This is a genomic window from Candidatus Zixiibacteriota bacterium (assembly GCA_040752595.1).
Taxonomy (GTDB): Bacteria; Zixibacteria; MSB-5A5; order WJJR01; family WJJR01; genus JACQFV01.
In genome coordinates, this window is the sequence record JBFMGX010000026.1 from 1 (window position 1) to 22,447 (window position 22,447).

Genomic DNA, 22,447 nt, shown 5'->3' on the forward strand with positions numbered 1-22,447 from the left:
GGGCGCACTGATAGAAACGATCATCGAAGTCGCGCGGCAGAAGCGGCAGACGCTCCTTCTCCCATGTCTCATCGTATGTCCCGGCCCAATCGACGCGCGGGACCCAGTGTCGGCCGATGGGGCCGAAGCCGATGGGATGGGTCTTGATCCTCACGGCGGAGATCGGTTGTTGCGGGTCTTCGATATTCGGCGCCGGTTGGCCGATCAGGGCATCGGAGTTGGCGGCGTAGCCGACACCCACGGGATTGCGTCTGTCCCAACGGGGGTTCTTGACGTCGGGCGTGGGTTTGTCGCCGCCGCCGAAGGCGCGTTCATAGGTGATCGGCATCTTGAGGAACGGCTGCGGATCGGTGAGTCGCAGACCGGCCACGGCGCGTTCCCAGGTGCGGTCACCGGTGGCGCGCACAGTCTTGGTGATCCCGGCCACTTGCATGGTGGCGTCGAGGGCGAACGCGGGTTGACCCTTGGGGGCATAGGCATGCCCGTGGAGCAGGATGTCCGTGGTGGGCTTGGTCTGCACGACGTCGATGTCGTAGAGCAGACTCGAGGTGTCCGGCTCACCGCGGTAGACCGGCTCAATGCAAACCGGCACCTGTTCATCGGCGACGACCGTGGAACCGTCGGGGTGTATCAGGAAAGTCCCCTTGACGACGACCACCCAGTTCATGGCCCCGTCGCGGTCGCACACGAGTGTGCGATCGGCGGCGAACGGGGTCTTGTTGGTGACGGTCCACATGCCGGGATCACTCCCTTGACAGTTCACCTGTCGATAGGAACTCGAACAGATGGGACCGAAGCAAGAGCCCCTCACCCGATCCGCCTGCGGCGGATCGACCTCTCCCCCTCGACGCTGCTCGGCGCAAGCCGGAGGGAGAGGTTATCATTCCCCCTCTCCCTCCGGGAGAGGGCTGGGGTGAGGGATTCATCCACGCGAAGACCCGCATTGTCATCCCCAACGTCAACGGTGCGTGGCAGTCGCCTGCCCGTTGCACTTCCTTAGTTGATCCGTACGGAGGCACCCTTGATCGCATTGACCCCCGAGGAGCGCGATGAGACATAGGCGCCGCGCAGAATGATCTTGCCCGCCTTGGTCAGCGTGATCGACGCTTCGCCGCAGCGCAAGGTCACTTCTTCCTCTCCCGTGAGGACAACCCGGCGCCCATCGACGCAGGCTTCGACGGCTGATTCCCCGGTCTGTAGGATGCCGAGAATGATCGGTCGTCGATCGTCATCTCCCTCGAACGCTACCACCACCGGCGCGCCGTTTTCTGCCGCTTCCCGCAATCCGACCGTTGTGACCGCGGTCGTGATCCGGGCCGCGGCCGGCGGCTGATCGGGCCGATGGACCCATGCCACTCCGCCCGAGTCGACACGTTGGATCGTTGTGACCACAACCCCGTGACCGGCCCGGATCGATTGTTCCCAAGTGGTCGTCGGCGTCATTGTTCCTCCCGCGATCTTCAATTCTCGAGGATCTTCTGGCCCTTCAAGGTCATGTTCCCGGATGCCTTGGCGGTGATCTTTCCCGATCCCTTGATGGTGATGTCCTTGCCGTTGATGTTGATGGTACCGTCCGGCTTGAGCATGATCTTGGCTCCGCCTGATTGCAGCGTGATTGGCCCGTCCGCCGTGATCTTCACCTTGCCGCCGACTTTCTCGACCATACTCCCGCCGATGGTGATCTTCTCATTGCCGCCGACAAGAACTACGTGGTTTGCGCCGATCTGAATCTTATCGCTGGCGCCAATCTGAGTCTTGCGGGATGCGCCGACCGTGATCTTCTCGGCGCCCCCGACCTGCTCGCTGCGGCTGCCGCCGATCTGGATGCTCTCATTGCCGCCGACCTTTTCGCCGCGGCTGCCGCCGATCGTGATACTCTCATTGCCGGTCACGTTCTCGGTCCTGTTGCCGCTGATTGTAATGTTCTCATTGCCGCCGACGTTTTCCGTCCGGTTGGCGCCAATCGTGATGCTCTCGTTGCTGCCCACGGTCTCAGTGCGGTCGACGCCGATCTTGGTCTTCTCGTTGTTGCCGACTTCCTTGCTACGGTCATGACCGATCTTCAGCGTTTCGTCGTGGCCGGTGCTTTGGTTCTTGTCGTTCTCGGTGACGATGGTCAGGTCCTTCTGGCCGTGCTGGTAGATTTCCTCAGAACCCTTCTTGTCCTCGAAGCGGTACTCGTTGAAACCGCCGCCCCCCTTCGAGCTGTTGGACTTGATCGTGCTCTTGGTCTTCTCCGCGTCGAGTCCATACGGCGGCATGTTGTCGCCGTTGTAGACGCGGCCGGTGATGATGGGGCGGTCGGGATCGCCCTCGAGGAAATCGACGATGACCTCGTGGCCGATGCGGGGGATGAACATCGCGCCCCAGCTTGATCCCGCCCACAATTGTGCGACGCGGATCCAGCAGGACGCGGTGTCGTCGGATTTGCCCTCGCGGTCCCAGAAGAAGTGCACTTTGACGCGGCCGTACTTGTCGGTGTAGATTTCTTCGCCGGCGGGGCCGGTGACAACTGCGGTCTGCGAGCCCTCCACGACCGGCTTCGGCGTCTTGCGCAGGGGACGGAATGGCGTCCCCGACGGAATGCAGCGGAAGCGGTTGTCATAGGCGAATCGCCCGGCCGCCTCGTCCTGTCCGAGCGGCTGCGAGCCCTCGTGCTGAACCCAGATCAGGAGATACTCCTGGTTGAGCACACCCCGGGGGCACTCGGACATCGTAAACAAGCACCCCGGAATCAGGCGGCGACAGATGCTCTGCCCCACGCCCATCAAACGGCGTGTCTGCGTCGCTTCCTTGCGGACGCGGGCCAGTTGTCCTCCCGGCCCCCGCTCCTGGTACAGGCCGGGGTAGTCGTAGATTTCCAGCTCCGGATTCCGCGCGGCGGACTCATCGCGCATCAGATCGAGCGTCGGGCGCTCGAAGTTGAAATCACGCAGCGTGACCTTTCCCGGACGGAGATGTTGGGAATAGCGGAAGTCGTGGATAAACTCCTCGGCCTCGACCAGACCGGTGGGGTCACGAAACACCACCGTCTTGTTGCCGGCTATCGGCACATGCACCTGGCTCGAATCGGCCATCACCAGCACGTCCTTGCCGTCCTTGTGTTCAAAGAAGTAAAAAATCCCCTCCTCCTCCAGGAGGCGCGCGATGAAATTCCAGTCGGTCTCCCGATACTGGACACAGTAGTCGCGCTTGACATAGTCGGAGCGCTGCAGGGCGAAGCGAAAATGGTCGCTTTTGACTTTGGCGTCGGTGAGGACCTTGCGGACAATGTCCTGCACGTTGAGGTGCTGAAAGATCCGGCTTTGGGCCCGTTGCGTGAGTGTCCAGACCGTGGGCACCAGCTCGGCGAAGTAGGGCGTGAAGATCCCGCTGGCCGCCCCCTGCTCGAACCGGTTGACGATGCCATAGATCGAACGGGTCTCGTCGCCGTGGTGGATGTCCAGTTGCGCGGGGAGACCGACGATCGCATCCAGGTCAACGTCGGGATCGCGGGCCGCCAGTTGGATGCCGAAGTGGAACAGCTCACTGATCCCCTCGCTGCCGTTGAAGCGCACGACGCGCAATTCGTCACTGTATCCTTGCGATTGGAAGGTGAAGATCGCCAAATCGGCCTGTGTCGGTGTCATCGGTGGCCTCGCTATTCCCCGCGCAATTCCGGTACATGGGAGCGGCGCTCGGTCAATGGCGCCACCTCAATGGCCGCGCCGGATTCGATCTCTTCCTGCATCTCTTCGATGGCGTCCTGCGGCTCGTCATGAACACCGGTGCTGCGCGCATTCACTGATCCCTGCGGGAAGACGGCATTGGCTTCGGATAACCAACTGGTGCTGGTGCGTTCACTGCCGATGTACACGCGACGCGGCGTCGCTCCCGGATACTCGAGGACCGCCACCATATGGAAATCCTCCGGGTCGGTCGTCGTCGCCAGATAGATCACGGCATACCCGAGCAGCGTCCACCCGGCGGACGGGAGGAGCTCGGCGGCGATGTAGGCGAATCCCTCGCAGTCGATGATGCGCCGGTGTTGATGGCTCGGCCGGGCGACCAGCTCGCTCCACCGGTCACAGGCGCCTCCGGGCCAGGAGACATCGGCACCCGCTCCGGCGGAGGTGTGCGCGATGTGCACATAGAACGACGCCGCGTACTCACGGTATGCGGCCAGCGCTGCGTCGGGATCGCCACGCAGTGTGGCGAAGTATGCCTGCAAGTCATCCTCTCCCGGTTGACCCCGGCGGAGTGCCGGACTGCGTGCGAGCGCCGTTTGCATGTCGCTAATGAACGATTCGCGGCTCATGACACGACTCCCGTGGACCCCGATCCCGCCGGCTGAACATACCACGGGCAACCGGAGATCGACGCCCGATCTCCCTCGGAGAGGTGGATATGGTCGAGGTGGTCTTTCACCCCCGGCCAGGGGCGCCCCAGCTTGAGTTTGATTCCGCGTGTGTCCGGCCCGGGGCCGAAGATCTCGCGCGCGACGAATGTCGGTCCGCAGATCTGGAAGGCGGCGATCAGAGCATCGACGATCCCCCGCACCTCGCCGTCGCCCGGATAGAAGAGGGCCAGACGCTTGTGATTGACACGTGAGATGTCGACCGCATGTCCGGAGACATGTCGGCTGGGCGGCACATGATGATCAGCAGCAGAGCTGATGAAGACCGCGTCCAGCGCAAACGGCAACGCCACCCCCGGATGAATCGCGGCCATCAGGAGATCCACCAGTGCGGGCTGCACCTGCCGGTTGACCCCCGGTGCGAACTCAACGGCAACGTCGTTGATGTGATCAGGGATTGCCATTGCCTTCCCAGTGCCGTCGGAGCTGTCCGCGGTCATCTCTCGTGTTTAGTAGGGGCGTATTGCCATACGCCCCTACGGGGGTTCAAGAACCATTGCCAAACGTCAGCGTGAAATCACCGCCGTCGCCGATCCCGATCTGCAGGCGTTCCGGGAGCGGTCCGGCGGTCATTCGCTGGAGAATCTCGGTGGAAATGCGCGGCAGCAGCGTCCCCTGGATGATGTGGTCGATATTGCGCGCGCCGGTCTCCACCTCGGTGCAGCGGGCCGTGATCGTGTCGATGACCGCATCATCATAGGCCAAGGTCATCTTGTGGCTTTCGCGCATGCGATCAACGAGTCGTCCCAGCTTGAGCACGGCGATCCGCTTGATGGCCTCCGGCTTGAGCGGGAAGAAAGGAACGATGGTCATGCGTCCGACCAGCGCCGGTTTGAAATGCCGGTTGAGCACCGGGCGGATCGCCGTCGTTACTTCATCGTGCGACGGCGGCGGCTCGCGAAAACCCATCTCGGTGATCAGGTCGGTCGCCAGATTGGACGTCAGGAAGACGACCGTATTCTTGAAATCGATCACCCGTCCCTCGCCGTCGGCGAGCATCCCCTTGTCGAAGACCTGATAGAAGAGATTCATCACCTCGGGGTCGGCCTTTTCGACCTCGTCGAGCAGGACGACGGAGTAGGGGCGCTGCCGCACCGCTTCGGTCAGAACGCCGCCTTCGCCGAAGCCGACATATCCAGGCGGCGAGCCAATGAGGCGCGAGACCGTGTGCTTCTCCTGAAACTCCGACATGTTGATGGTCGTCATGAAGCGCTCGCCGCCGAACAGCAAGTCGGCGACGCCGAGCGCCGTCTCGGTCTTGCCAACCCCGGAGGGGCCGACAAAGAGGAAGACGCCGATCGGCTTGCTGGGGTCCTGCAACCCCGCCTTGGCGGCACGGATCCCGGTGGCGACCGCCTGCACCGCGAAATCCTGTCCCTTGATCCGCTCTTTCAAGCGTTCATCGAAGGTGAGAATCGTCTGGGCTTCATCCTTGACCATCTTGCCGACCGGAATGCCGGTCCAGTCGGCGACGACTTTGCCGACCACGTCTGCCGTGACTTCCAACGGGATCATCGGCGAGGCGCCCTGGACTTTCTCCAGCTCCGCCATCGCCTTCTGGAGTTCATCGCCGGCCGGTGCCTTGGTCGCTTTCCCCTCCCCGTCGTTCCCGAGGGCGCGGTTGCGGAATTCGAGGTAGCGGTCGACCGCTTCTTTTTCAGTCAGCCAGCGATCGGTCAACTGCTTGAGCTCGCCCTGCAGCGCCTCGATCCTGCCATTCAGATCGGCGATGCGATCGTCATCGGGGAGACCGCGGGTGGACAGGTCGCGGCGGTGGGCGTCGCGTTCGCGCGTCAAGGTCTGAATCTGGCGGTCGGTGTCCTCCAGTGTGTCCGGGCGGGCCGTCAGGCCGATTTTGACGCGCGCGGCGGCGGTGTCGATGAGATCGACCGCCTTGCGCGGGAGCAAACGTCCGGAGATGTAGCGACCGGACAACTCGGCACCGGCCACCAGGGCGCTGTCAGGGATATGGACATTGTGCGCCGCTTCGTACTTCTCGCGCAGGCCCCGGAGCATGACAATGGTCTCGGTGACTGACGGTTCATCGAGCTTCACCAACTGGAAACGGCTGGCCAGCGCCGGGTCTTTTTCGAAGTACTTCTTGTATTCCGACCAAGTGGTGGCGGCAATGGTCCGCAATTCTCCGCGCGCCAGCGCCGGTTTGAGAAGATTGGCGGCATCCGAGCCACCCGCCTGTCCGCCGGCGCCGATCAGTGTATGGGCTTCATCGATGAAGAGGATGACCGGCTTGGGTGACGCCTTCACTTCGGTGATTACCTGTTTTAGCCGATTCTCAAATTCCCCTTTGACCCCGGCGCCTGCCTGCAACAGGCCCAGGTCGAGCACCAAGAGTGAGACTTCGGCCAAGAACGAGGGGACGCCGCCTTCGACGATGCGCAACGCCAGCCCCTCGACAACCGCGGTCTTGCCGACCCCCGATTCGCCGACGACGATTGGGTTGTTGCGGCGGCGCGCGGCAAGGATGTCGACCATCTGGCGGATTTCGCGGTCGCGCCCGAAGACCGGATCGATCTCTCCGGCTTTTGCCCTGGCCGTGAAGTCGATGCAGAATCGTCCCAACGCCCCTTCACCAGTGGGCGCTGCTCCCTCGCCGGCGGCGACGCCCGGGGCCGCGCCCCGCGCCCGCGTGGCCTCCGCGGAGGCCGCGACGATGTCGGCGAACTCCTTCCGCAGCACGGCCGTGTCGATCGGCGCCAGTTCCAGTATGTCGCCGCCCTGGAGGTAGCGCGAAGCATTCTCGATCAATGACAGCAGGAGCGTCCCGGAGCGGAGCGCCGGCTCATTTAGGGCCAGCGAGCCGACGGTCCATGCCTCCTGCATCCATTCGAACAGCCGGGGGGAGAAGACCGGCTTGCCGGTGTTTCCCGCGCGCAGGCCTTCGACATTGTGCTGCAGGGCCCCGATGACCCGGGCCGGCTCGATTTCAAAATGGCGGAGGATATTCTGGACATCGGCCTGTGGGTTGTCGACCAGTTTCAACAGGACGTGATCCGCGGTGACTTCATAGTGTGAACGGGCGACGCAGAGGCCGGTCGCATTCTCCATGGCCTCGCGGCAGTACGGGTTCAGGCGGTCGATGAGCGATTTTGGTTCGATCTTGGCCATGCTTTGTCCTTTCGGTGTACTCAGCAGATGCGGCGGCGGGCTCTATTCACGGACATCTCAGGCAAAGACAACGGACAGGTCCGTACCCGGCCGGGAGAACAACCCGGTCGTCCAACCCAGATGCGACGACACCGACAACGTCAGTCCCAACCGTGAGGTATCCTCGCCGCGTAGGACGACCTCGGTATCGGAATCGAGCCAATCTCCACTCGCCAGGCGCGTCAGTTTGCGGGCCACATCGAGATTCTCCCCGCCGGGAAGGAAGGTACGATACGTGTCGAAATCGACCGGCCCGATCGTCACGCGGAACTTGCCGGCATGGTCGGCCACTCGCAATCCAATGACGGCATCGTTGCTTAAGCGGCATCCCCGACGGCCCAATTGCGATAGCTGATCATCCCGAAGGTAGACCCACCGCGATACACATTCGCGCGCACGGACGGGAAGGCCGCCGAACCAGACGGACAGGACGGTCGCCAACGCCCTGGCGGTGCGGCGCATCCGACACCAGAGTCCGGCGAAACGCAACAGACGGGGCGCCGGGAGCTCCGTGGATTCCAGCACTCCCTCCGGGGTCAGGCCCGATAGGGCAAAGAGGCGCCAAGAATATTCATCATTGCCGTTGAGGGTGAAGAGTAAATGCCCCCGATACTTGAGAATGCCACGGTATAACAGCGACAGTAGCCGGTGATTGAAGATGTCGAGAAAGGCCCGGGTGGTGTGGTCTTCCTCATCGCCGGTGCGCCGGAGAATCTCCTCGGAATAGTAGCTGGGGAGGGGTGAATGTGCCCCATAGAGTCCCATGAAGGTCGTGTGGAGACGGCACGGCGGCGACGAGTCGGGACGCACTTCCAGAGACTCAATGTCGCCGGGGGGAAAGGCAAGCGAGGCGCTGGGGCGCAGACGGACCGGCTCGCGATCCGGCGGCCCCTGATGGCCCAGGGGTGCCGCGTCGGGATGCGTACGGTGCAGCAACCACACCGCCTGCAAGAAGGCGAAATGGGGGGCGCGCGCGGCGATCGCCGCGGTCACACCAACGGGGCCTGTCCCAGAGTCGGCGGCCATGAATACACTGTGCCCTTCTGCATCCCGCGTACCGAGAGGCGCGTGAAGGCATTCAACGTGGCGAACAGGTTGAGAAAACGGTCGAGCACGGAGGCAAAGAGAAACATCTCGCCTTCCCCGGCGAAGTGGTCTTCGAGCATGTCCAATTCGATGGCCACGCCCCGGTAGGTGGCGCCGTGACGGAGCAGATCGTCGGGCCGGGCGCGCACGGCGCTGATGCCGGACAGACGCAGTTCATTGGTGCGGGCCGCCTGCCGGTCGACGAGAGCCGGGAAATTGTACATCGTCAAGAGAGAGCGCAGCGACTCGACCTTCGCCAGCGAGAGGTAGTTCAGCGACATGTGCGAGATCAGATGCCAGAGCAACCGATCCTCCAGCGGCGGGGCGACCAGCGGGGTCACGCGCGCGATGTTCTGGAAGGCCGCGAACCCGGGCGACTCGGAGGTGGGGACACGGATGTCCCCCGGACGCAGCTTCTCCGGCAGATTGCGGTTGGTGCAGGTCAGATCAGCGGTGAGCGTCTCCGTGCCCGGCATCAACCCGGACGGTGTATCGACGGAGAACGTCAGATATGTATCGGTGCCGGCGCCGACCGTGGCCGGACGCAGCCGGACGTGGTAGTAATCCCCACCGTTGCCGCGCGTATGATCATAGGAGAAGAACGGACGGTATTCATGCTCCACAACCGTCCCCTTCTCCCAACCGACGACGCGATCGACCGAGAATATCTCGTAGTGCGGCGGATTGGGGAGATCGGGACGCAGCCGGTACTCGGTCTTCTCATGATCGACGCGGATCGGTGCCGACTTGGCACTCAGCAGATTGACCACAGGGGTACAACCGAGGCGCAGCATCCCCGGCTTGACCCTCAACTCGTCCGGCGGCTTGTTCGCGAACTCGACGATGATCTCGAACCGTCCGGCGACGTCGAGCCCGGCCAGCGGTGCCAGATCGGCGATCTCAACACAGTGGAATCGCTCCGCGAGCGCGAAGTACTCCTGCAGCAGGCGATACCCGGAGAACGCCTCGGCGGGATAGGGCCAGAGCGTCTCATCGTCGGCGAATCCGGCCGGCGACAATGAGTCGCCCGGCAGGGTCACTTGCCTGTCCCCGGCACGCAGAATGATCCGGCGCACATGCCGCACCAGCCAGAGATACAGGAGGGTGACAACCGGTGCCTCGCCGTGGAGTTGGAGTCGCAACGGTCCCAAACCGGCCTTGGCGAGGTTGACCTGTGGCCCGAGAGTGAAGCCGAGACGCAGTACCGCCGGCTGCGCCAGAGGAACTTCCAAGGTGGTTGAGTCGAGCGTGAATGGGTATAGGTGAACATCGGCGGTCGTGCGAAACCGACACCGTGTCCCCTCGACCGGGTCCGACTCGAGGGGCGTCCCGCGCGGGATGACCTGCACATCCTGCAGGGCCGCCCGCGGCTCGAACTGTACGATCGACAGTGACGGAATCGGGCGCAGGTAGTGCGGCCACAACAGACTGACCAGCGCGTGCGTCAACTCCGGCAGTTCGGAATCGAGACGCTGCCGGATGCGGCCGGTCAGGAACGCAAAACCCTCCAGCAACCGCTCCACGTCCGGGTCCGTTCCGGTCTCGGCCAGCATGTGGGCCACCTGCGGGTGGGCGCGGGCGAATTCCTGCCCCATCTCGCGCAGGTAGGTCAGCTCATCCTGGTAGTACTTATTGAACATGGTGGCACCCAGCGCCGGCGGTTATGATTCCTCGATATCGAGACTGGATGCGGTCCCAACACTCGTGGAGAAGGCGACCGGGATGTTCTCGTCCTCGGTGATCAGTCGGGCCGCGATCTCAAAGCGGATGTTCAAGGGATTGTCGGGATCGGCCACCCAGGCCGCCTTGGCGTTGCGCAGTCGCGGCTCGTACTTCTCGATGGAACGTTCAATCGCCAGACGCATCGGCCCGATCGAGTCGGGATACGCGAACATGAACTCGTTCAGGTCGGGGATGCCGTAGTCCGGTTGCGCCGGGGCGTGACCGTGACGGCTGTTGAGCATCTTGCGCAGATGCGAGAGCACGGAGCGCTTCAACCGGCCCGGGTCAATCCCCAGTCGTCGACCTCCCGGGGGATCGGGATCGGCGAGACGCTCAAACAGGGTGCGTTCACTGATCATGTACCAACTCACGTCCCCGGTCCAGCGGGAGGGCGAAGCTCCTGCTGAGCCGGGATCTGTTCGCACAAGAAAGAGCGGCTCGGCGGGAGCCTCGCCCTCCCGAATACGACCGTTTGTGCTCAACTGCCGCAGCGCGTTTCTTCAACCAACACGTCTGCGGCAGTCCTCCGCCCCGTGGTCCTGCACGACGGCCGCAATCAGTTGCGACGCCCGCGGTCGATCAGGTCTTGCGGACCTTCCAGTCATCCTCCGACTCGATCCCGTCCGGCTCCCACGTCCAGATGATCTTGCGGTACGTGAAGCTGACATCCTCCATGTGGCCATAACTGGCGTAATGAGGATCGAGACAGTTCGGGACCGAGGGTTTCATGGATACGACGATGCCGTCCTCGAGCTTGATCGTGAAGTAGTGCTGCTCGGTGCCGGTGACGTCGATGCGGTACCACTTCATGGTGACGTTCTTCATCCGTTCACCACGGGTCAGCGCTTGATAGAGCTTGGGCGAGGCCTTGTCGAAGTACTTGGTCAAGGTCAGCGCATTGTGCACGCGCTGCCCCGAGGGCTGTCCCGACTGCGGGTCGCGGGGGATGGAGACTTCGTGGGTCAGCGCCTGACAGAGGATCGTCCCCTCGCGTCCGGCCTGGTCACACGACCCTTCGATCGCTCCCTGGTCGTACCCTTCCAGCGTCATGTAGAATGGCATCGGCATGGTGGTTCCCTCCTACGGGTGGTTGTTGGTTGTTGGCATGGGCGAACGTCCGTCGCGGTTGCCGTTTGAGATTCTACACCCCCGCGACGGTCGAAAACAGTGAATTCTTGTCTGCATTTCGCATGTCCATCGCGGCGCGTCGGCCGTGGAGATGGTCAATCCCCCTGGACATACCATTCATCCATCTCCACCACGCTGTCGATCAGGTGCTCCCAGGTGATCGTGCGGTAGGTGAAGGCCACATGTTCCATGTGCGGGAGGGCGTCGTTGGCCGGCACGGCGCAATTGGGCACCTCCAGGACGACGTCGACGACGTGGACATCCCCCAGCGTGATGCGATAGTAGTTCTCCTCCACGCCGGTGTTGTCGATCCGGTAGAAGTCGAGCGTGATCTTCTCCAGCGTCTGGCCGGTCGTCATCGCCTTGAACAGGCCGGGCGACGATTTGTCGATCGCCTTGGTGATGCGCAGCGGCCGGTGCATGCGGTGGCCGATCTTCGATCCGGAGTGGGGGTCGACCGGGACGGAGACATTGTGCTGCACCGCCTCCACGAAGATGCAATCTTCATGGCCTTCCTGGACGCACGAGCCCGGGTACTCGGGGATCGTCAAATAGCAGGGCATCGGCATGCCGGGTTCCTCCGATGAACGGCCGCCGTATACACGCCGCGTCCCGGTGGGATGCGGCGCGATCCGGTGTCAGCACCCGGCGCGGGGCGTCCGCGCCTATTTCTGGTCGAGCTTGCCGACCAGGGACAGCGTGATGTCCGATCCCATGTATTTGAAATGGGGCCGGACCTTCAGATCGACTTTGTACCAGCCGGGATTCCCCTCGACGTCCTCGACGGTGACTTGGGCTTTGCGCAACGGCTTGCGGCTGCGCACTCCCGGCTTGGGATTGTCCATGTCCACCACGTACTGGCGAATCCAATCATTGAGCTCGCGCTCCAGATCGGTGCGCTCCTTCCAGGAGCCGATGTTCTCGCGCTGGATGACCTTGAGATAGTGCGCCAGGCGCGAGATGATGAACATGTAGGGAAGCTGGGTGCCGAGCTTGTAATTGAGCTCGGCCTCCCGTCCCTCGGCCGAGGTGCCGAAGTACTTGGCTTTCTGGCAGGAATTGGCCGAGAAGAAACAGGCGTTGTCGGAATCCTTGCGCATCGTCAGGCCGATGAATCCCTCCTCGGCCAGCTCGAACTCACGACGCTCCGTGATCAGGATTTCGGTGGGGATTTTGGCCTGCACTTCACCCATCGCCTCGAAGGTGTGGATCGGCAGGTTCTCGACCGCGCCTCCGCCCTTGGGGCCAATGATGTTCGGGCACCACCGCCACTTGGCAAACGAGTCGGTCAGCCGCGTGGCGAACGTGAAGGCGGTGTTTCCCCAGAGATAGTTCTCGTGGTTGTCGGTGACGGTCTCGTTGTAGTCGAATGTCTTGACCGGGTTGTCGGCCTTGCTGTACGGCAGGCGCAGCAGGAAACGCGGGACGGTCAGGCCGACATAGCGTGAGTCCTCCGATTCCCGGAAGCCGCGCCATTTGGTGTACAGCGGACTCTCCATGATCGCTTTGAGGTCCTTGAGGTTCGGGAACTTGAGCCAGGAATCCTCGCCAAAGAACTGCGGTCCGGCGGCGGCGATGAACGGCGAATGTGACATCGCGCCGACCGAGGCGCAGTACTGCAACAGCGCCACATCCTGCGATCCCGGTCCGAACTCGTAGTTGGCGATCAGCGCTCCCACCGGCGAGCCGCCGAATTGCCCGTATTCCCGTGAGTAGACCAACTTGTACAGCCCCGACTTGGGCACTTCGGGAGAATCCTCGAAATCGTGCAGCAGGTCTTCCTTGGAGACGTTGAGCAGCTCAATCTTGATGTTCTCGCGGAAGTCGGTGCGGTCGACCACGAGCTTCAGCCCCCGCCACGCCGATTCCAGACTCTGGAAGCTCGGGTGGTGGAGGATTTGGTCGAGTTGCAGGCTCATCTTGTGATCGATCTCCGAGATCATCTCATCGACGATCTTCTGCTGGACGCGTTCCCCCTTCTTCTCCGGGGTCGCCAGCAGGGCGATCAGTTCGCGCATCCCCTCCCGGGCCACCGCGAACCCTTCGTCGGCGGGGCGCAGCTTGGTCTCCAAGAGGATTTCCTCGACCAGCGAACCGCCGGCGGCCTCCGCCGCACCCGCCGCTTTCTTTTCCTGTCCTTCAGCCATCGGTCTTTCTCCTTCGCATCGCGGTCAGTACGGCTTCGTTATGCTCCGACTCCCAGTTCCTTGAGCAGCCGCTCGCGGGCGGCGTCATCGGACATGATGTCCATGATCTTCTTGCGGAAGCCGGGGACGTTTCCCAGGGGCCCCTTCAGCGCCAACAAAGCACTGCGCAGTTGCAGCAGTTTGTTGAGCTCCGGCACCTGCGCCGCCACGGCCTCGGGGCCGAAGTCGCTGATCTTGTCGATCTTCAAATCCACCGGCAGCTCGGCTCCCTCCTCGACGGAGAGCGCGTTTTTCACGTTCATCCGGACGCCGAGCTTCATCCCCTTCATGACGTCATTGAAGTTGTCCTTGTCGACGTTGATCGGCTTGCGCTCCTCCAGCGGTGTGTCATCCGGCCGCTGCGAGTAGTCGCCCAGCATCACCATCTTCAGTGGGAGCTCCTTCTCTTCGTCCACGCCGGTGGCGGGTTTGTAGACGATGTTGACGCGTTCGCGGGGAGCAACGGATCCTTCCTGTGCCATGGCCTCCACCTTTCTTGAATCTGATGTTCATCTTCTCCTGGATAGTTCTAATATACACGCCGGGGGGGCCGCGCGCACCCGTTCATTTTGCTTCCAGCGACAGGGCGGCCGCCGGATCGAGCCGGCAGAGACGATCGTGCAACTGGTTGGTCTTCTGCACCAATTCCGGCGTGGTGCGACGCGCGTCCTTCAGAAGTGTCCGACGTGCCGTCAAAAGGGGGCCATAGACCGCCAGGCAAAGAGCCGGCTCCCATGCCTCAAGACTATGGCGTTCAATGAGGTTCTCCAACTCCTCCAAAAGCGGCACGGCCAACACCGGCTGACCGATATCCAAGCAGAGGCGTGCCAATTCCAGACGCCACAGAAACTGGGCCCGTTGTGGCCCGGCGGCGGCGATCCCACCCTGCATCAAACGGACCGCCTCCGGCAATTGCCCCCGGTTGGCCAGCTTGCGGGCATCGCGGGCTGTCTCGGCCAATCTCTCGGGGAGCCCATCGGTAATCGCTGATGTTCCGGCTCCGGATGTCGGGGCCGAATGGACACGAACATCGCTCTCAATCCACTTGCACGTTTCCGTCGCCGCCAAAGGCGTCCCGTTGGCGAACGTCAACTCGGTGAGGTCGGGAAGCCGGGTGAGTAGCATGGCCAACTCCCCGGTGACCGCATTCCTGGCCGGATCATAGGCGCTCCCCAAGCCACCCAGTGACTGCGCCACCCAGCGCTGCAGATCCAACCAGATGGGGTTATTGGCGAAGGCCGTCTCGGCGGTGTCGAGCAAGGCTCCCCAGTCGCCTTTGCTGTGCAGATCGCCGAGACGGGCTACGACGTCCGCGGGGGGAGCCGGAATCTGAGTCGTTCCTTTCGTATTCGGAGGTAAGTCTTTCACTTGCGACCAGGTGATCGCCCGCGCCAGACGGTACGGCAACGGGTCGGTGGGTGCGGCCTTGCGCAGAATCTCGCAGGCCTGTCGGACGCTGCCGCTGACTTTGATCAGTATGCGACGGGCATCGTCCGGGGTTGTCTGGGCGTCGATTTCCCCGGCGGCGATCTTGGCCGCTTGGGCGCGCTTGGCTTCGGCGCCCTTGGCTGCCGCAACCGCCTCGGCAATGTGCTGCTTGATGACCCGTTCCAGTTCCCCCAAGCCCGGAGCATCGTTGCCAAGCCGCTCATTCAGCGCCTGCTGGATCTCGGAAAGAAGTGCGGCACAGCGATCGAGTGGTTCTTTCTCATCGCCGCGTGGCTTGCGGGCCTCGGCGGCCTTGCCGCCCCGCTCGCCGAGCCAGACGATCGCCTCAATCCGGCCCCGCTTACGCGCCAAGGGCGGTTCCATCGACTCCCAGAACTTGGTGAGCAGATCGCGGCAAATCTCCAGACCGACCGCCAATCCGGCGTAGTCGTGCTTCTCCAAAAGCCCCAAGGCGAGGTAGGCGGCGACGAGCAGGTGTTTCGAGCGGTTCTTGAGAATCTCAGTGCTGGTGTCGACGACCTGGCTCCAGTTCACCTTCTCCTGCGTGACGGAATCGAGCTTCTGCAGTTCGGTTCGCAGCGCCTCATAGCCGGGGTCGTACTGGACCGGTCCGGCGCTCTCACCGGGAGGGATGGGGACCTGCCCCAACGTGATCAGTTCGTTCAACTCGGACAAGGTTCGATCCTCAGATGCGCTCGATGAACTCCTGGATCGGGTACGACGGTGAATCCAGTGCGACGAGGAGGTCGCCGCTCAATGCCGTTCTGGCTGCCATGGGGTCGCTTCCGCCGATCTGTGCCAAGTCCCACAGATTATCGTTGCGGCCCGACGGCACGAACACCATCGGGAACACCGAGGACGCCGGCGGATGGAGCAGAAGATAGCATCCCATTCTCTCGGCACCGACCGCGTCGTGCCAGAACACGACCGCTTGTGAGAGCGTCTCTTCACCCACGATGGCCCGCACAAGCAAAAGCCAGATGGCGGTCTGGAGAAAGGACCCGGTGGCAGCCGGTGAGAGGGGAAACTTGATGATCATGTTCATCCGTGCCGGGTCAGCGCCGCGCCAAGGCCCGAGGGCGGCAAACAGGTTCTTGATAATCAGGTACTTGCGCGGGTCCTCAGTATCGCCGAAGACATCCCGCCAGAAAGACCCCATCGTCACACTACGAAGATGATCGGTGAATCGACGGCCCACTTCAACCGGATTCTGAGGCAAAGCGGTCGTTAAAGCGAGGATTCGTCCCGCCCGTTGGTCGTCGATGCCATCGGCGCACTCGCCGGTGGCCAAACGGCTGGCGGCCAAGAGAAAGGGGGTATGGCCGACCGGAATCAGGTGGAGGCCACGTCCGCCACGCTCCAACGTCTCTTGGGCAAAGATGGCGAACGGGTAGCGCCGACCACTCCGGTCGCGCCCCGGTCGGCAGACGCCGACCAGGACATCGGTGCCGGGACCGCCGCGAAAGATAAAGAAGATCGGCGGGGACACGTCAAACCGTACTTCCCATGCGGCCCCGGTACGGCGCATTTCCAGAAGGCCCTCGGCAAACCAGGTGTCGAGCGCCCGCGGCAGTGCCCCGCCCGCGTTTAAGCGGACAAAATCAGGATGGGATGGCAGCTTGCCAAACAACCCGACCGGGGCAACCGGTTTCCCCCACATAGACTCAGTCCCAATGTCCGCCCTATGGACAGACGCGTGTCGGGCACCGGAAACGCGAGAAGTGCCCGTCGGAGATGAAACCGGCATCGGACCCAGAGAACCCGAGTTTCATCTGCAATCGTTCTCCGGTATTCGTTGGGAAATCCCAAAGCAGGAGTCCGCCGGACTGCGTGGCCTGATCCAAGAGACGCAGCAGTCCCCAGTCGCCACTGAAGTTGAGCGGGGGAACATAGGCACCGCTCACGGGGTCGATCTTGAATGAGACGTCACCGCCCCCCGGTTTGGGCCAGCGATAGTCATGGGGCTTGTCCGGACCCGGGACCCAATCAAACACGTCGCTTCCGTAAGTCAGTTGACAACTGCGCAGTTGCCATCCCAGGCGATAGCTGCTGCTGGCGGTGAGGCGGAAGCGAATCTCGATGTTCTGGCCCGGCATGACATTCTGGATCGCTGTCGCGGCTTGTAAGGCCGACGAGTATTCACCGGAGAGGGGAATGCCCTCGCCGATCGCCGGATCGGCCTCGCTCTGTTTGAAGGCGAAGAATGGGCCGCTGGGGCTGAAGAATGAGACGACCGACGCTTGGGAGACTTCGCGTTCGCTGGCGCGGTTGAAGGGGTAGGCCTCGGCGAGTTGGGCGAAGTTGGCGCGCACGTTGTTTTCCCACTGCTGGTTGATGCAATTGCAAACCTCGCCCACGGCGGCGCGCTGCGCCACATCCAACGGGCGACGCAGGAAAGCGGCCGCCGACTGTGCCAGCGCCGAGCCCTGGACGAGGCGCTTGACGTTGTCTTGGCGTTTCTCAAATTCCAGTTTCAGATTCCGATACTGACCGGCGCACTTGGCCTGTTGCGTGAGTCCGTCGCGGGCGGCCTTGATCTTGTCGGGCATGTCCTTCATCAGTTCCAAATAGGCTTGGGCGCCGCTCTTGTCCCCCTTCTGCAGGTCGACTTCGCCGAGGAAGCGACCGAGTGGGCGAAAGGCCTCGTCGATCCGGCGATCAAAGGGATCGCCGAGACCACGCAGGTGCGTTTGGGCGTATATCTTGCGCACTACGCCGATCATCGGCGTCCCTTCCTGCGACAATTCGGCCAGCGCGTCACCAGCGGCGGTCAGGTCGTTCATGGGGAGGACGAGCGCGGCGTCCAGGAACGTACGCCATGTGGAGCGGAACTCGTCGACGTAGCGCTCCGTGAGTTGCTCTTTGAGCTTGTCGATTGGCGTGGAGGCAAAGGCGCTCTTGAGCGCCGGGTTGGCGGCGATTTCCGCTTCGATCGTGTCGATGCGCGGCTGCACCTGCGTCTTCCACCCCTCGGCGGTGAACGCCAGGCCGACCCGGCCGCCCGACAGCCGTGTTGAACCGGGAGCGGCCTCGGTGATCGTGTAGTCTGGCCCCAGCGCGTCATTGGACCCCGTGATTATCTTGCGATAGAGCGTGGCCACCGTCCAGTAACGGGCGGTCATTCTCTGGATATCCGCCAGCAAGGCCGGATCGGCAGCGGCACGCATCGGCAGAGATTCGTCGCGCCGGTGCTTCCAGTAGTAACGTACCTGCGACTGCAGCAACTGGTCGAGATGGGGCCGCTCGCCTTCGGGAATCGTCGGACTCCAGACGGAATCGGTCTCCTCGATCAGGGCCGCGATGTCGGCCGACACCGAATCGTGCGGCAGCGTCAACATCGTGTACGCCGTCGCCGTCAGGAAATACCGGCTCATCTCATCGTCGGTGACCGGCGCCGCGGTGCCGCGTAACTCGGTTTCGAGTTTCTGCGCGGACGGGGCCACGAACAGCCGAAGGTACCGTTTGAAATAGACCTGGCGCGCCGCCTCGATCACCGGCTCGCCGGAGTAGAGCCCCCACCGGCGCCAGAGGCCGGGGCCGCGTTCGGCCCGTTCCAGCGCCGCGCGCAGATTCTCCAGGGAGTCGAGCGCGTCGAGCGAGAACGATGGGTACACGCCGGTGGCAATCGCCGTCTCGGACGTCAGGGAACGCAACCGGGCATTGGCGCTCCGATTTCCCATATGGGAGGTCAATAACGCGAGTCCGAGGAGCCCTGTCGCCGCGGTCATGGCGACGACCGCCAGGAATCGTGCCGTGCGTCGGCGTCGCCCGGCAGCCGTCGTCGTCAGCACGTTCAATTCGTCGGGCAGGATGATCTCACCGAAGAGGTCGCGGATGAAGTATGCCTTGGTCTCGGGAACCGGCTCGCTGTATTCGCGTCCCGAAGTCGGCAGCCCGAAGTCGCGGCGCATGGCGGCCATCACCTGGGCGACCGGCGCCCCCTCCTGTGTACCGGAGGTGAAGTAGAACCCGCGGATCAGGGGATTCTGCTGGTAGGGATTGGGGGCAAACAGTGTCTCGACGAAGGCGGTCAGCGGCTTGAGCGCGGCGGCGAATTCGAGCGGGAACAGATAGGTGCCGCGTCGCTGCGCCGGCCGGATCTCGGTGGCCAGTTGCCGCAGACGGCGCCGCTCCAGTTCCGCCAACAGAGCATGGGTCTCGCGGGCGAACTCCTCATGCACCGGTTTGCTTGTCGGTTCGTACTTGCCCGTGTATCCCCAGACCTGCTCGCGGTCGACACGGCTCAGGCCGCCGAAGAACTCGACGAATCCCGCGATCAGGTCGCATTTTGTGAAGACGACGTAGACAGGGAAGAGGATTTCCAATTTCAGAATCAACTCATCGATGCGGCGACGCAGGTTCTTCGCCAGTTCCTCCCGACCGTCATCGCTCTCTTTCAGGATCTCATCGACGGCGACGGCGAGGATCAGTCCGTTGATCGGGGCGCGGGGTCGTGCCTTGGCCAGCATGGTCAGGAAGCTGGACCATTCCTCGCGGTCGTCGGCGCCGCCTGAGGAGATGGTGTACCGCCCGGCGGTGTCGAGGATGATTCCCTCATTGGAGAACCACCAGTCGCAGTTGCGTGTCCCCCCCAGTCCCCGGACCTTGTTTCCTTCTCCCGCTTCGGGATCGACCGGCGGGAAGTGCAGACCGGAATTGCGCAACGCCGTCGATTTCCCGGCCGCGGAGGGGCCGATGATCATGTACCACGGGAGCACATAGAGCGCCTGGGCGCCGCCTCGCCCGCGACCGAGCTTCGAGCGTTTGAGCATGGTCAGGGCGCGTTCGAGCTTCTCCCGGATGGCCGCCAATTCGTCTTTCACATCCGGGCGGGCGGCCAGCAGTTGGTCGTCGGCCTGCTTCTTGAGGAAGCCCTCCAACAGGCGCGCTTTTCGTCGCGCCTGAATCGCCTTGACGAGCAGGTACAGCAGGAAGATGATCAGAATGGCCAGCGCCGCGAGGTAGAACCACAGGCTCCAGCGGGGAAACAGCCGTGGGCCGCCGATGGCGATCACCAGCACGATGACGACGACGGCGCCGAGGGCGGCCAGTTTGGATTTCAGGAAGGGGAGGATGGCACTGAACACGGCATTCTGTCCTTGCTCGGTGAACGGCTACATGAGCGCGCGCAACTGCGCGGCAATGCTGGTGGCTTGACCGCTGCCCAGAAAACGAAGAACCAGAAAGAACACAAACACGATGCCGACGAGACCCGCGGCGATCACGCTCAGCGGGAGCGACTCCCGGACTTGTTTGAAGACCTGTTCGGGCGGTTCCCAGTGCGGCGACAGATCGGCGCTGACCGAATGAATGCGGGCCAACTCGCGTCCGCTCGTCTCCGTCAACGCCTGCAGTTGCCGTGGGTCGGCCAGCGCGAATTTCCCCTCAAAGCCGAGCGCCAGACAGGTATGATAGATCTCCAAGAGGTCGGCGGTGGCATCGGGACGAAGGCGCAGCGCCTCAAGCTTGTCGAAGAACTCCGTCCCGGCCCTGTTGGTGCTGAAGTACTCCAACGACAGGGGATTCTGCGCCCAGATGCCCCGGCCGCTCCAATCGGAACGGGCGATCGCTTCATCGATGAAGGCGGTGAGGGCGAACCGGGCCGTGAGAATGTCCTCCGCGGCGATTCCGGTCTCGCGGGCTCGACGCTCCATACCGGCAAAGACATTGCCGATGTTGGCCCGCAACTGTCCCGGATCGCCGAGGTCCGCCCCGGAGAGGATGTTCAGAATGAACGAGAAGGCCGGCTGCGCCAGGTGCGACAGCGGGCTGGATGTCTTTGGTGTCGGGTTGGTCGCCTTTTGTGCGCTCATAGGGATTGTCCACGCTATGCAATCGTCGGTCAGGAGCGCAGGGCTCCTGACCTACGCGCCGTCAGGGGATGGCGCAAATAGGATACGAATGATCTTCATTGCAAGCCATCCCCATTAACATCCGTTCACTTCTCCACCGCCAGACACTCGACCTCCCAGCCGGGGAATTCCGCCGGGGGGGCATAGATGGCAATCTGTCCCGCCTTCTTGATGAACTCCCAACGATCGCCACGGGGATCGAGGCGGAAATACACAACACCAGCGCGCCGGGGAATGGCGGCCGGTGGTAGTTGCATGAAGATGAGATTCACACCAGGTAGGTTCTTGCCGATGAGCGTGGCGATTTTGTCCGGCGACACGATCTTCGCATGCTTGGGGAACTCACCGGCCAGACGGCTCTCCGAGACATCGCCCGAGACACCGATGTAGAAATCGCTGGTGGTAAAGAGCGCCGGATCGGGGATCGTGCCCTCCAGCCGGGAGACATCGACACGGGTCAGTGGAATGCGGACGAATCGCGCCTCCACGACTGCTTCGAGGAGCTCGCGCAGGCGACCGATCAAGGGCCGGAACGTCCCCTCCAGATCATCGTGGCGGTAGCCGGGGAGATCGCGGGGATGCGCCCCGACCTGGAAAGTGCACAGATGCCCGGCACACTGGGCCAGCAGTTGATACAACGCCGAAGGATGAAGACGCGGGTACTGATGCGCATGCGCCAACAGGGGGATATAGGCATTGATGGTGTGCAACTTGAGAAAATTCGGCATGTCGGTGGTGGAGAACTCGGTCAGGGTCGGCGTGCGCTGCCGCACCTGATCGGCCAGCGACTGCGACTTGGCGGAGGCGGTTTCCACCACGCCGCGCAGTTGCGCGCTCAGCCACGGTGAAGCGCTCACTGCCAGCGCGGGCGGGACATACGATGGCCGCAGTTGGGGGACGCCCTCGGGGTTGCGTTCCACCTCGGCAATCTTGATCAGATCGAATCCCTCGTGGTCCTCCCCCGAGAACAAGACGACGATCCGCTTCTTGGCGTAGGCGATCTCACGCTCGTTCTCGCCGGTGACTTCATCGGCGACGGTGCTGAAGGCGCGCTGGTAGCGCGCCGGCGTGTGCGTCTCTTCGGAACCCATGCGGACTCCGGGCGCTCCGGGGCGCAGGCGCGGCAGGCCGAGATAGACCGAGAGCACGCGCTCGGTCGGGGCGAAGTGGGCCTCGAATGAACGCGATGGTGGTGGGTCGTCCACTGCGGGGGCGCGTACCGTGGTGCCGTCGGGCATGATCCCTTCGAACTCGGTGATCGTGAACAACCGGTTGGCGATCGCCTCGGCATCCACGACCATGTGCGCGGTCCCCCAGCCGAAGCCGGACAACGCCCGCAGTTGAAACGCGCGGTCCCCCGTCAGGTAGGCGTCGAACTGCTGAAAGTGATGCTGGGTCAGGAATAGACCCTCGCTCCATAGGATCTTGTGGTATTGCGGCATCGCGGTCAGGTCCCTTTGTCC

18 protein-coding genes are annotated in these 22,447 nt (G+C 63.1%); all 18 read right to left on the reverse strand.

The window, feature by feature from the left end:
* On the reverse strand, window positions 1-736 hold a 736-nt coding region (locus AB1792_07265; GenBank protein ID MEW5702011.1), incomplete at its 3' end, for a DUF2169 domain-containing protein.
* Between the two features lie 260 nt (window positions 737-996).
* Complete coding sequence (locus AB1792_07270; GenBank protein ID MEW5702012.1) at window positions 997-1,443, reverse strand: DUF6484 domain-containing protein; 447 nt, start codon at window positions 1,441-1,443, stop codon at window positions 997-999.
* 17 nt (window positions 1,444-1,460) lie between these two features.
* Window positions 1,461-3,629 (reverse strand): type VI secretion system tip protein TssI/VgrG, encoded by a 2,169-nt coding sequence (gene tssI / locus AB1792_07275; GenBank protein MEW5702013.1) that lies wholly within the window; start codon window positions 3,627-3,629, stop codon window positions 1,461-1,463.
* A gap of 11 nt (window positions 3,630-3,640) precedes the next feature.
* Window positions 3,641-4,297 carry a hypothetical protein gene (locus AB1792_07280; GenBank protein ID MEW5702014.1) on the reverse strand — a complete coding sequence of 219 codons (657 nt, stop codon included), beginning with the start codon at window positions 4,295-4,297 and terminating at the stop codon, window positions 3,641-3,643.
* A complete protein-coding gene (locus AB1792_07285; GenBank protein ID MEW5702015.1) occupies window positions 4,294-4,800 on the reverse strand; it encodes a hypothetical protein in 507 nt (168 codons plus the stop codon). Before AB1792_07285 ends, AB1792_07280 begins: the two co-directional genes overlap by 4 nt.
* A gap of 82 nt (window positions 4,801-4,882) precedes the next feature.
* On the reverse strand, window positions 4,883-7,522 hold the full coding sequence (tssH, locus tag AB1792_07290) for a type VI secretion system ATPase TssH (protein MEW5702016.1): 2,640 nt from the start codon (window positions 7,520-7,522) through the stop codon (window positions 4,883-4,885).
* A 57-nt stretch (window positions 7,523-7,579) separates the two neighbouring features.
* Window positions 7,580-8,587, reverse strand: coding sequence for a type VI secretion system baseplate subunit TssG (gene tssG / locus AB1792_07295; GenBank protein MEW5702017.1), 1,008 nt, complete (start codon window positions 8,585-8,587; stop codon window positions 7,580-7,582).
* On the reverse strand, window positions 8,551-10,287 hold the full coding sequence (tssF, locus tag AB1792_07300; GenBank protein ID MEW5702018.1) for a type VI secretion system baseplate subunit TssF: 1,737 nt from the start codon (window positions 10,285-10,287) through the stop codon (window positions 8,551-8,553). Before tssF ends, tssG begins: the two co-directional genes overlap by 37 nt.
* Window positions 10,288-10,308: 21 nt before the next feature.
* On the reverse strand, window positions 10,309-10,728 hold the full coding sequence (gene tssE / locus AB1792_07305; GenBank protein ID MEW5702019.1) for a type VI secretion system baseplate subunit TssE: 420 nt from the start codon (window positions 10,726-10,728) through the stop codon (window positions 10,309-10,311).
* A 220-nt stretch (window positions 10,729-10,948) separates the two neighbouring features.
* Entirely contained in the window at window positions 10,949-11,437 is a 489-nt protein-coding gene (locus tag AB1792_07310) for an Hcp family type VI secretion system effector (protein ID MEW5702020.1), read from the reverse strand.
* A 155-nt stretch (window positions 11,438-11,592) separates the two neighbouring features.
* Entirely contained in the window at window positions 11,593-12,066 is a 474-nt protein-coding gene (gene tssD / locus AB1792_07315; GenBank protein MEW5702021.1) for a type VI secretion system tube protein TssD, read from the reverse strand.
* 96 nt (window positions 12,067-12,162) lie between these two features.
* Window positions 12,163-13,644, reverse strand: a complete 1,482-nt coding sequence (gene tssC, locus AB1792_07320) for a type VI secretion system contractile sheath large subunit (protein ID MEW5702022.1) — start codon at window positions 13,642-13,644, stop codon at window positions 12,163-12,165.
* Between the two features lie 38 nt (window positions 13,645-13,682).
* Window positions 13,683-14,165, reverse strand: coding sequence for a type VI secretion system contractile sheath small subunit (gene tssB, locus AB1792_07325; GenBank protein MEW5702023.1), 483 nt, complete (start codon window positions 14,163-14,165; stop codon window positions 13,683-13,685).
* An 82-nt stretch (window positions 14,166-14,247) separates the two neighbouring features.
* Window positions 14,248-15,807 carry a type VI secretion system protein TssA gene (tssA, locus tag AB1792_07330; GenBank protein MEW5702024.1) on the reverse strand — a complete coding sequence of 520 codons (1,560 nt, stop codon included), beginning with the start codon at window positions 15,805-15,807 and terminating at the stop codon, window positions 14,248-14,250.
* A 10-nt stretch (window positions 15,808-15,817) separates the two neighbouring features.
* The gene (gene tagF / locus AB1792_07335; protein ID MEW5702025.1) at window positions 15,818-16,792 is read right to left on the reverse strand and encodes a type VI secretion system-associated protein TagF; all 975 of its coding nucleotides are present in this window, start codon (window positions 16,790-16,792) and stop codon (window positions 15,818-15,820) included.
* Between the two features lie 22 nt (window positions 16,793-16,814).
* Window positions 16,815-20,219: a type VI secretion system membrane subunit TssM gene (gene tssM, locus AB1792_07340; protein MEW5702026.1), complete on the reverse strand. Its 3,405-nt coding sequence runs from the start codon at window positions 20,217-20,219 to the stop codon at window positions 16,815-16,817.
* Between the two features lie 27 nt (window positions 20,220-20,246).
* Window positions 20,247-20,945: a type IVB secretion system protein IcmH/DotU gene (gene icmH / locus AB1792_07345; GenBank protein MEW5702027.1), complete on the reverse strand. Its 699-nt coding sequence runs from the start codon at window positions 20,943-20,945 to the stop codon at window positions 20,247-20,249.
* 125 nt (window positions 20,946-21,070) lie between these two features.
* Window positions 21,071-22,426 carry a type VI secretion system baseplate subunit TssK gene (gene tssK / locus AB1792_07350; GenBank protein ID MEW5702028.1) on the reverse strand — a complete coding sequence of 452 codons (1,356 nt, stop codon included), beginning with the start codon at window positions 22,424-22,426 and terminating at the stop codon, window positions 21,071-21,073.
* Window positions 22,427-22,447 lie beyond the last annotated feature (21 nt).

What these genes read in the sequence shown, in the direction of transcription:
- AB1792_07270 (MEW5702012.1), bottom strand. Translation starts at nt 1,443, where the DNA reads ATGACGCCGACGACCACTTGGGAACAATCGATCCGGGCCGGTCACGGG.
- tssI (MEW5702013.1), bottom strand. Translation starts at nt 3,629, where the DNA reads ATGACACCGACACAGGCCGATTTGGCGATCTTCACCTTCCAATCGCAA.
- AB1792_07280 (MEW5702014.1), bottom strand. Translation starts at nt 4,297, where the DNA reads ATGAGCCGCGAATCGTTCATTAGCGACATGCAAACGGCGCTCGCACGC.
- AB1792_07285 (MEW5702015.1), bottom strand. Translation starts at nt 4,800, where the DNA reads ATGGCAATCCCTGATCACATCAACGACGTTGCCGTTGAGTTCGCACCG.
- tssH (MEW5702016.1), bottom strand. Translation starts at nt 7,522, where the DNA reads ATGGCCAAGATCGAACCAAAATCGCTCATCGACCGCCTGAACCCGTAC.
- tssG (MEW5702017.1), bottom strand. Translation starts at nt 8,587, where the DNA reads ATGGCCGCCGACTCTGGGACAGGCCCCGTTGGTGTGACCGCGGCGATC.
- tssF (MEW5702018.1), bottom strand. Translation starts at nt 10,287, where the DNA reads ATGTTCAATAAGTACTACCAGGATGAGCTGACCTACCTGCGCGAGATG.
- tssE (MEW5702019.1), bottom strand. Translation starts at nt 10,728, where the DNA reads ATGATCAGTGAACGCACCCTGTTTGAGCGTCTCGCCGATCCCGATCCC.
- AB1792_07310 (MEW5702020.1), bottom strand. Translation starts at nt 11,437, where the DNA reads ATGCCGATGCCATTCTACATGACGCTGGAAGGGTACGACCAGGGAGCG.
- tssD (MEW5702021.1), bottom strand. Translation starts at nt 12,066, where the DNA reads ATGCCGATGCCCTGCTATTTGACGATCCCCGAGTACCCGGGCTCGTGC.
- tssC (MEW5702022.1), bottom strand. Translation starts at nt 13,644, where the DNA reads ATGGCTGAAGGACAGGAAAAGAAAGCGGCGGGTGCGGCGGAGGCCGCC.
- tssB (MEW5702023.1), bottom strand. Translation starts at nt 14,165, where the DNA reads ATGGCACAGGAAGGATCCGTTGCTCCCCGCGAACGCGTCAACATCGTC.
- tagF (MEW5702025.1), bottom strand. Translation starts at nt 16,792, where the DNA reads ATGTGGGGGAAACCGGTTGCCCCGGTCGGGTTGTTTGGCAAGCTGCCA.
- icmH (MEW5702027.1), bottom strand. Translation starts at nt 20,945, where the DNA reads ATGAGCGCACAAAAGGCGACCAACCCGACACCAAAGACATCCAGCCCG.
- tssK (MEW5702028.1), bottom strand. Translation starts at nt 22,426, where the DNA reads ATGCCGCAATACCACAAGATCCTATGGAGCGAGGGTCTATTCCTGACC.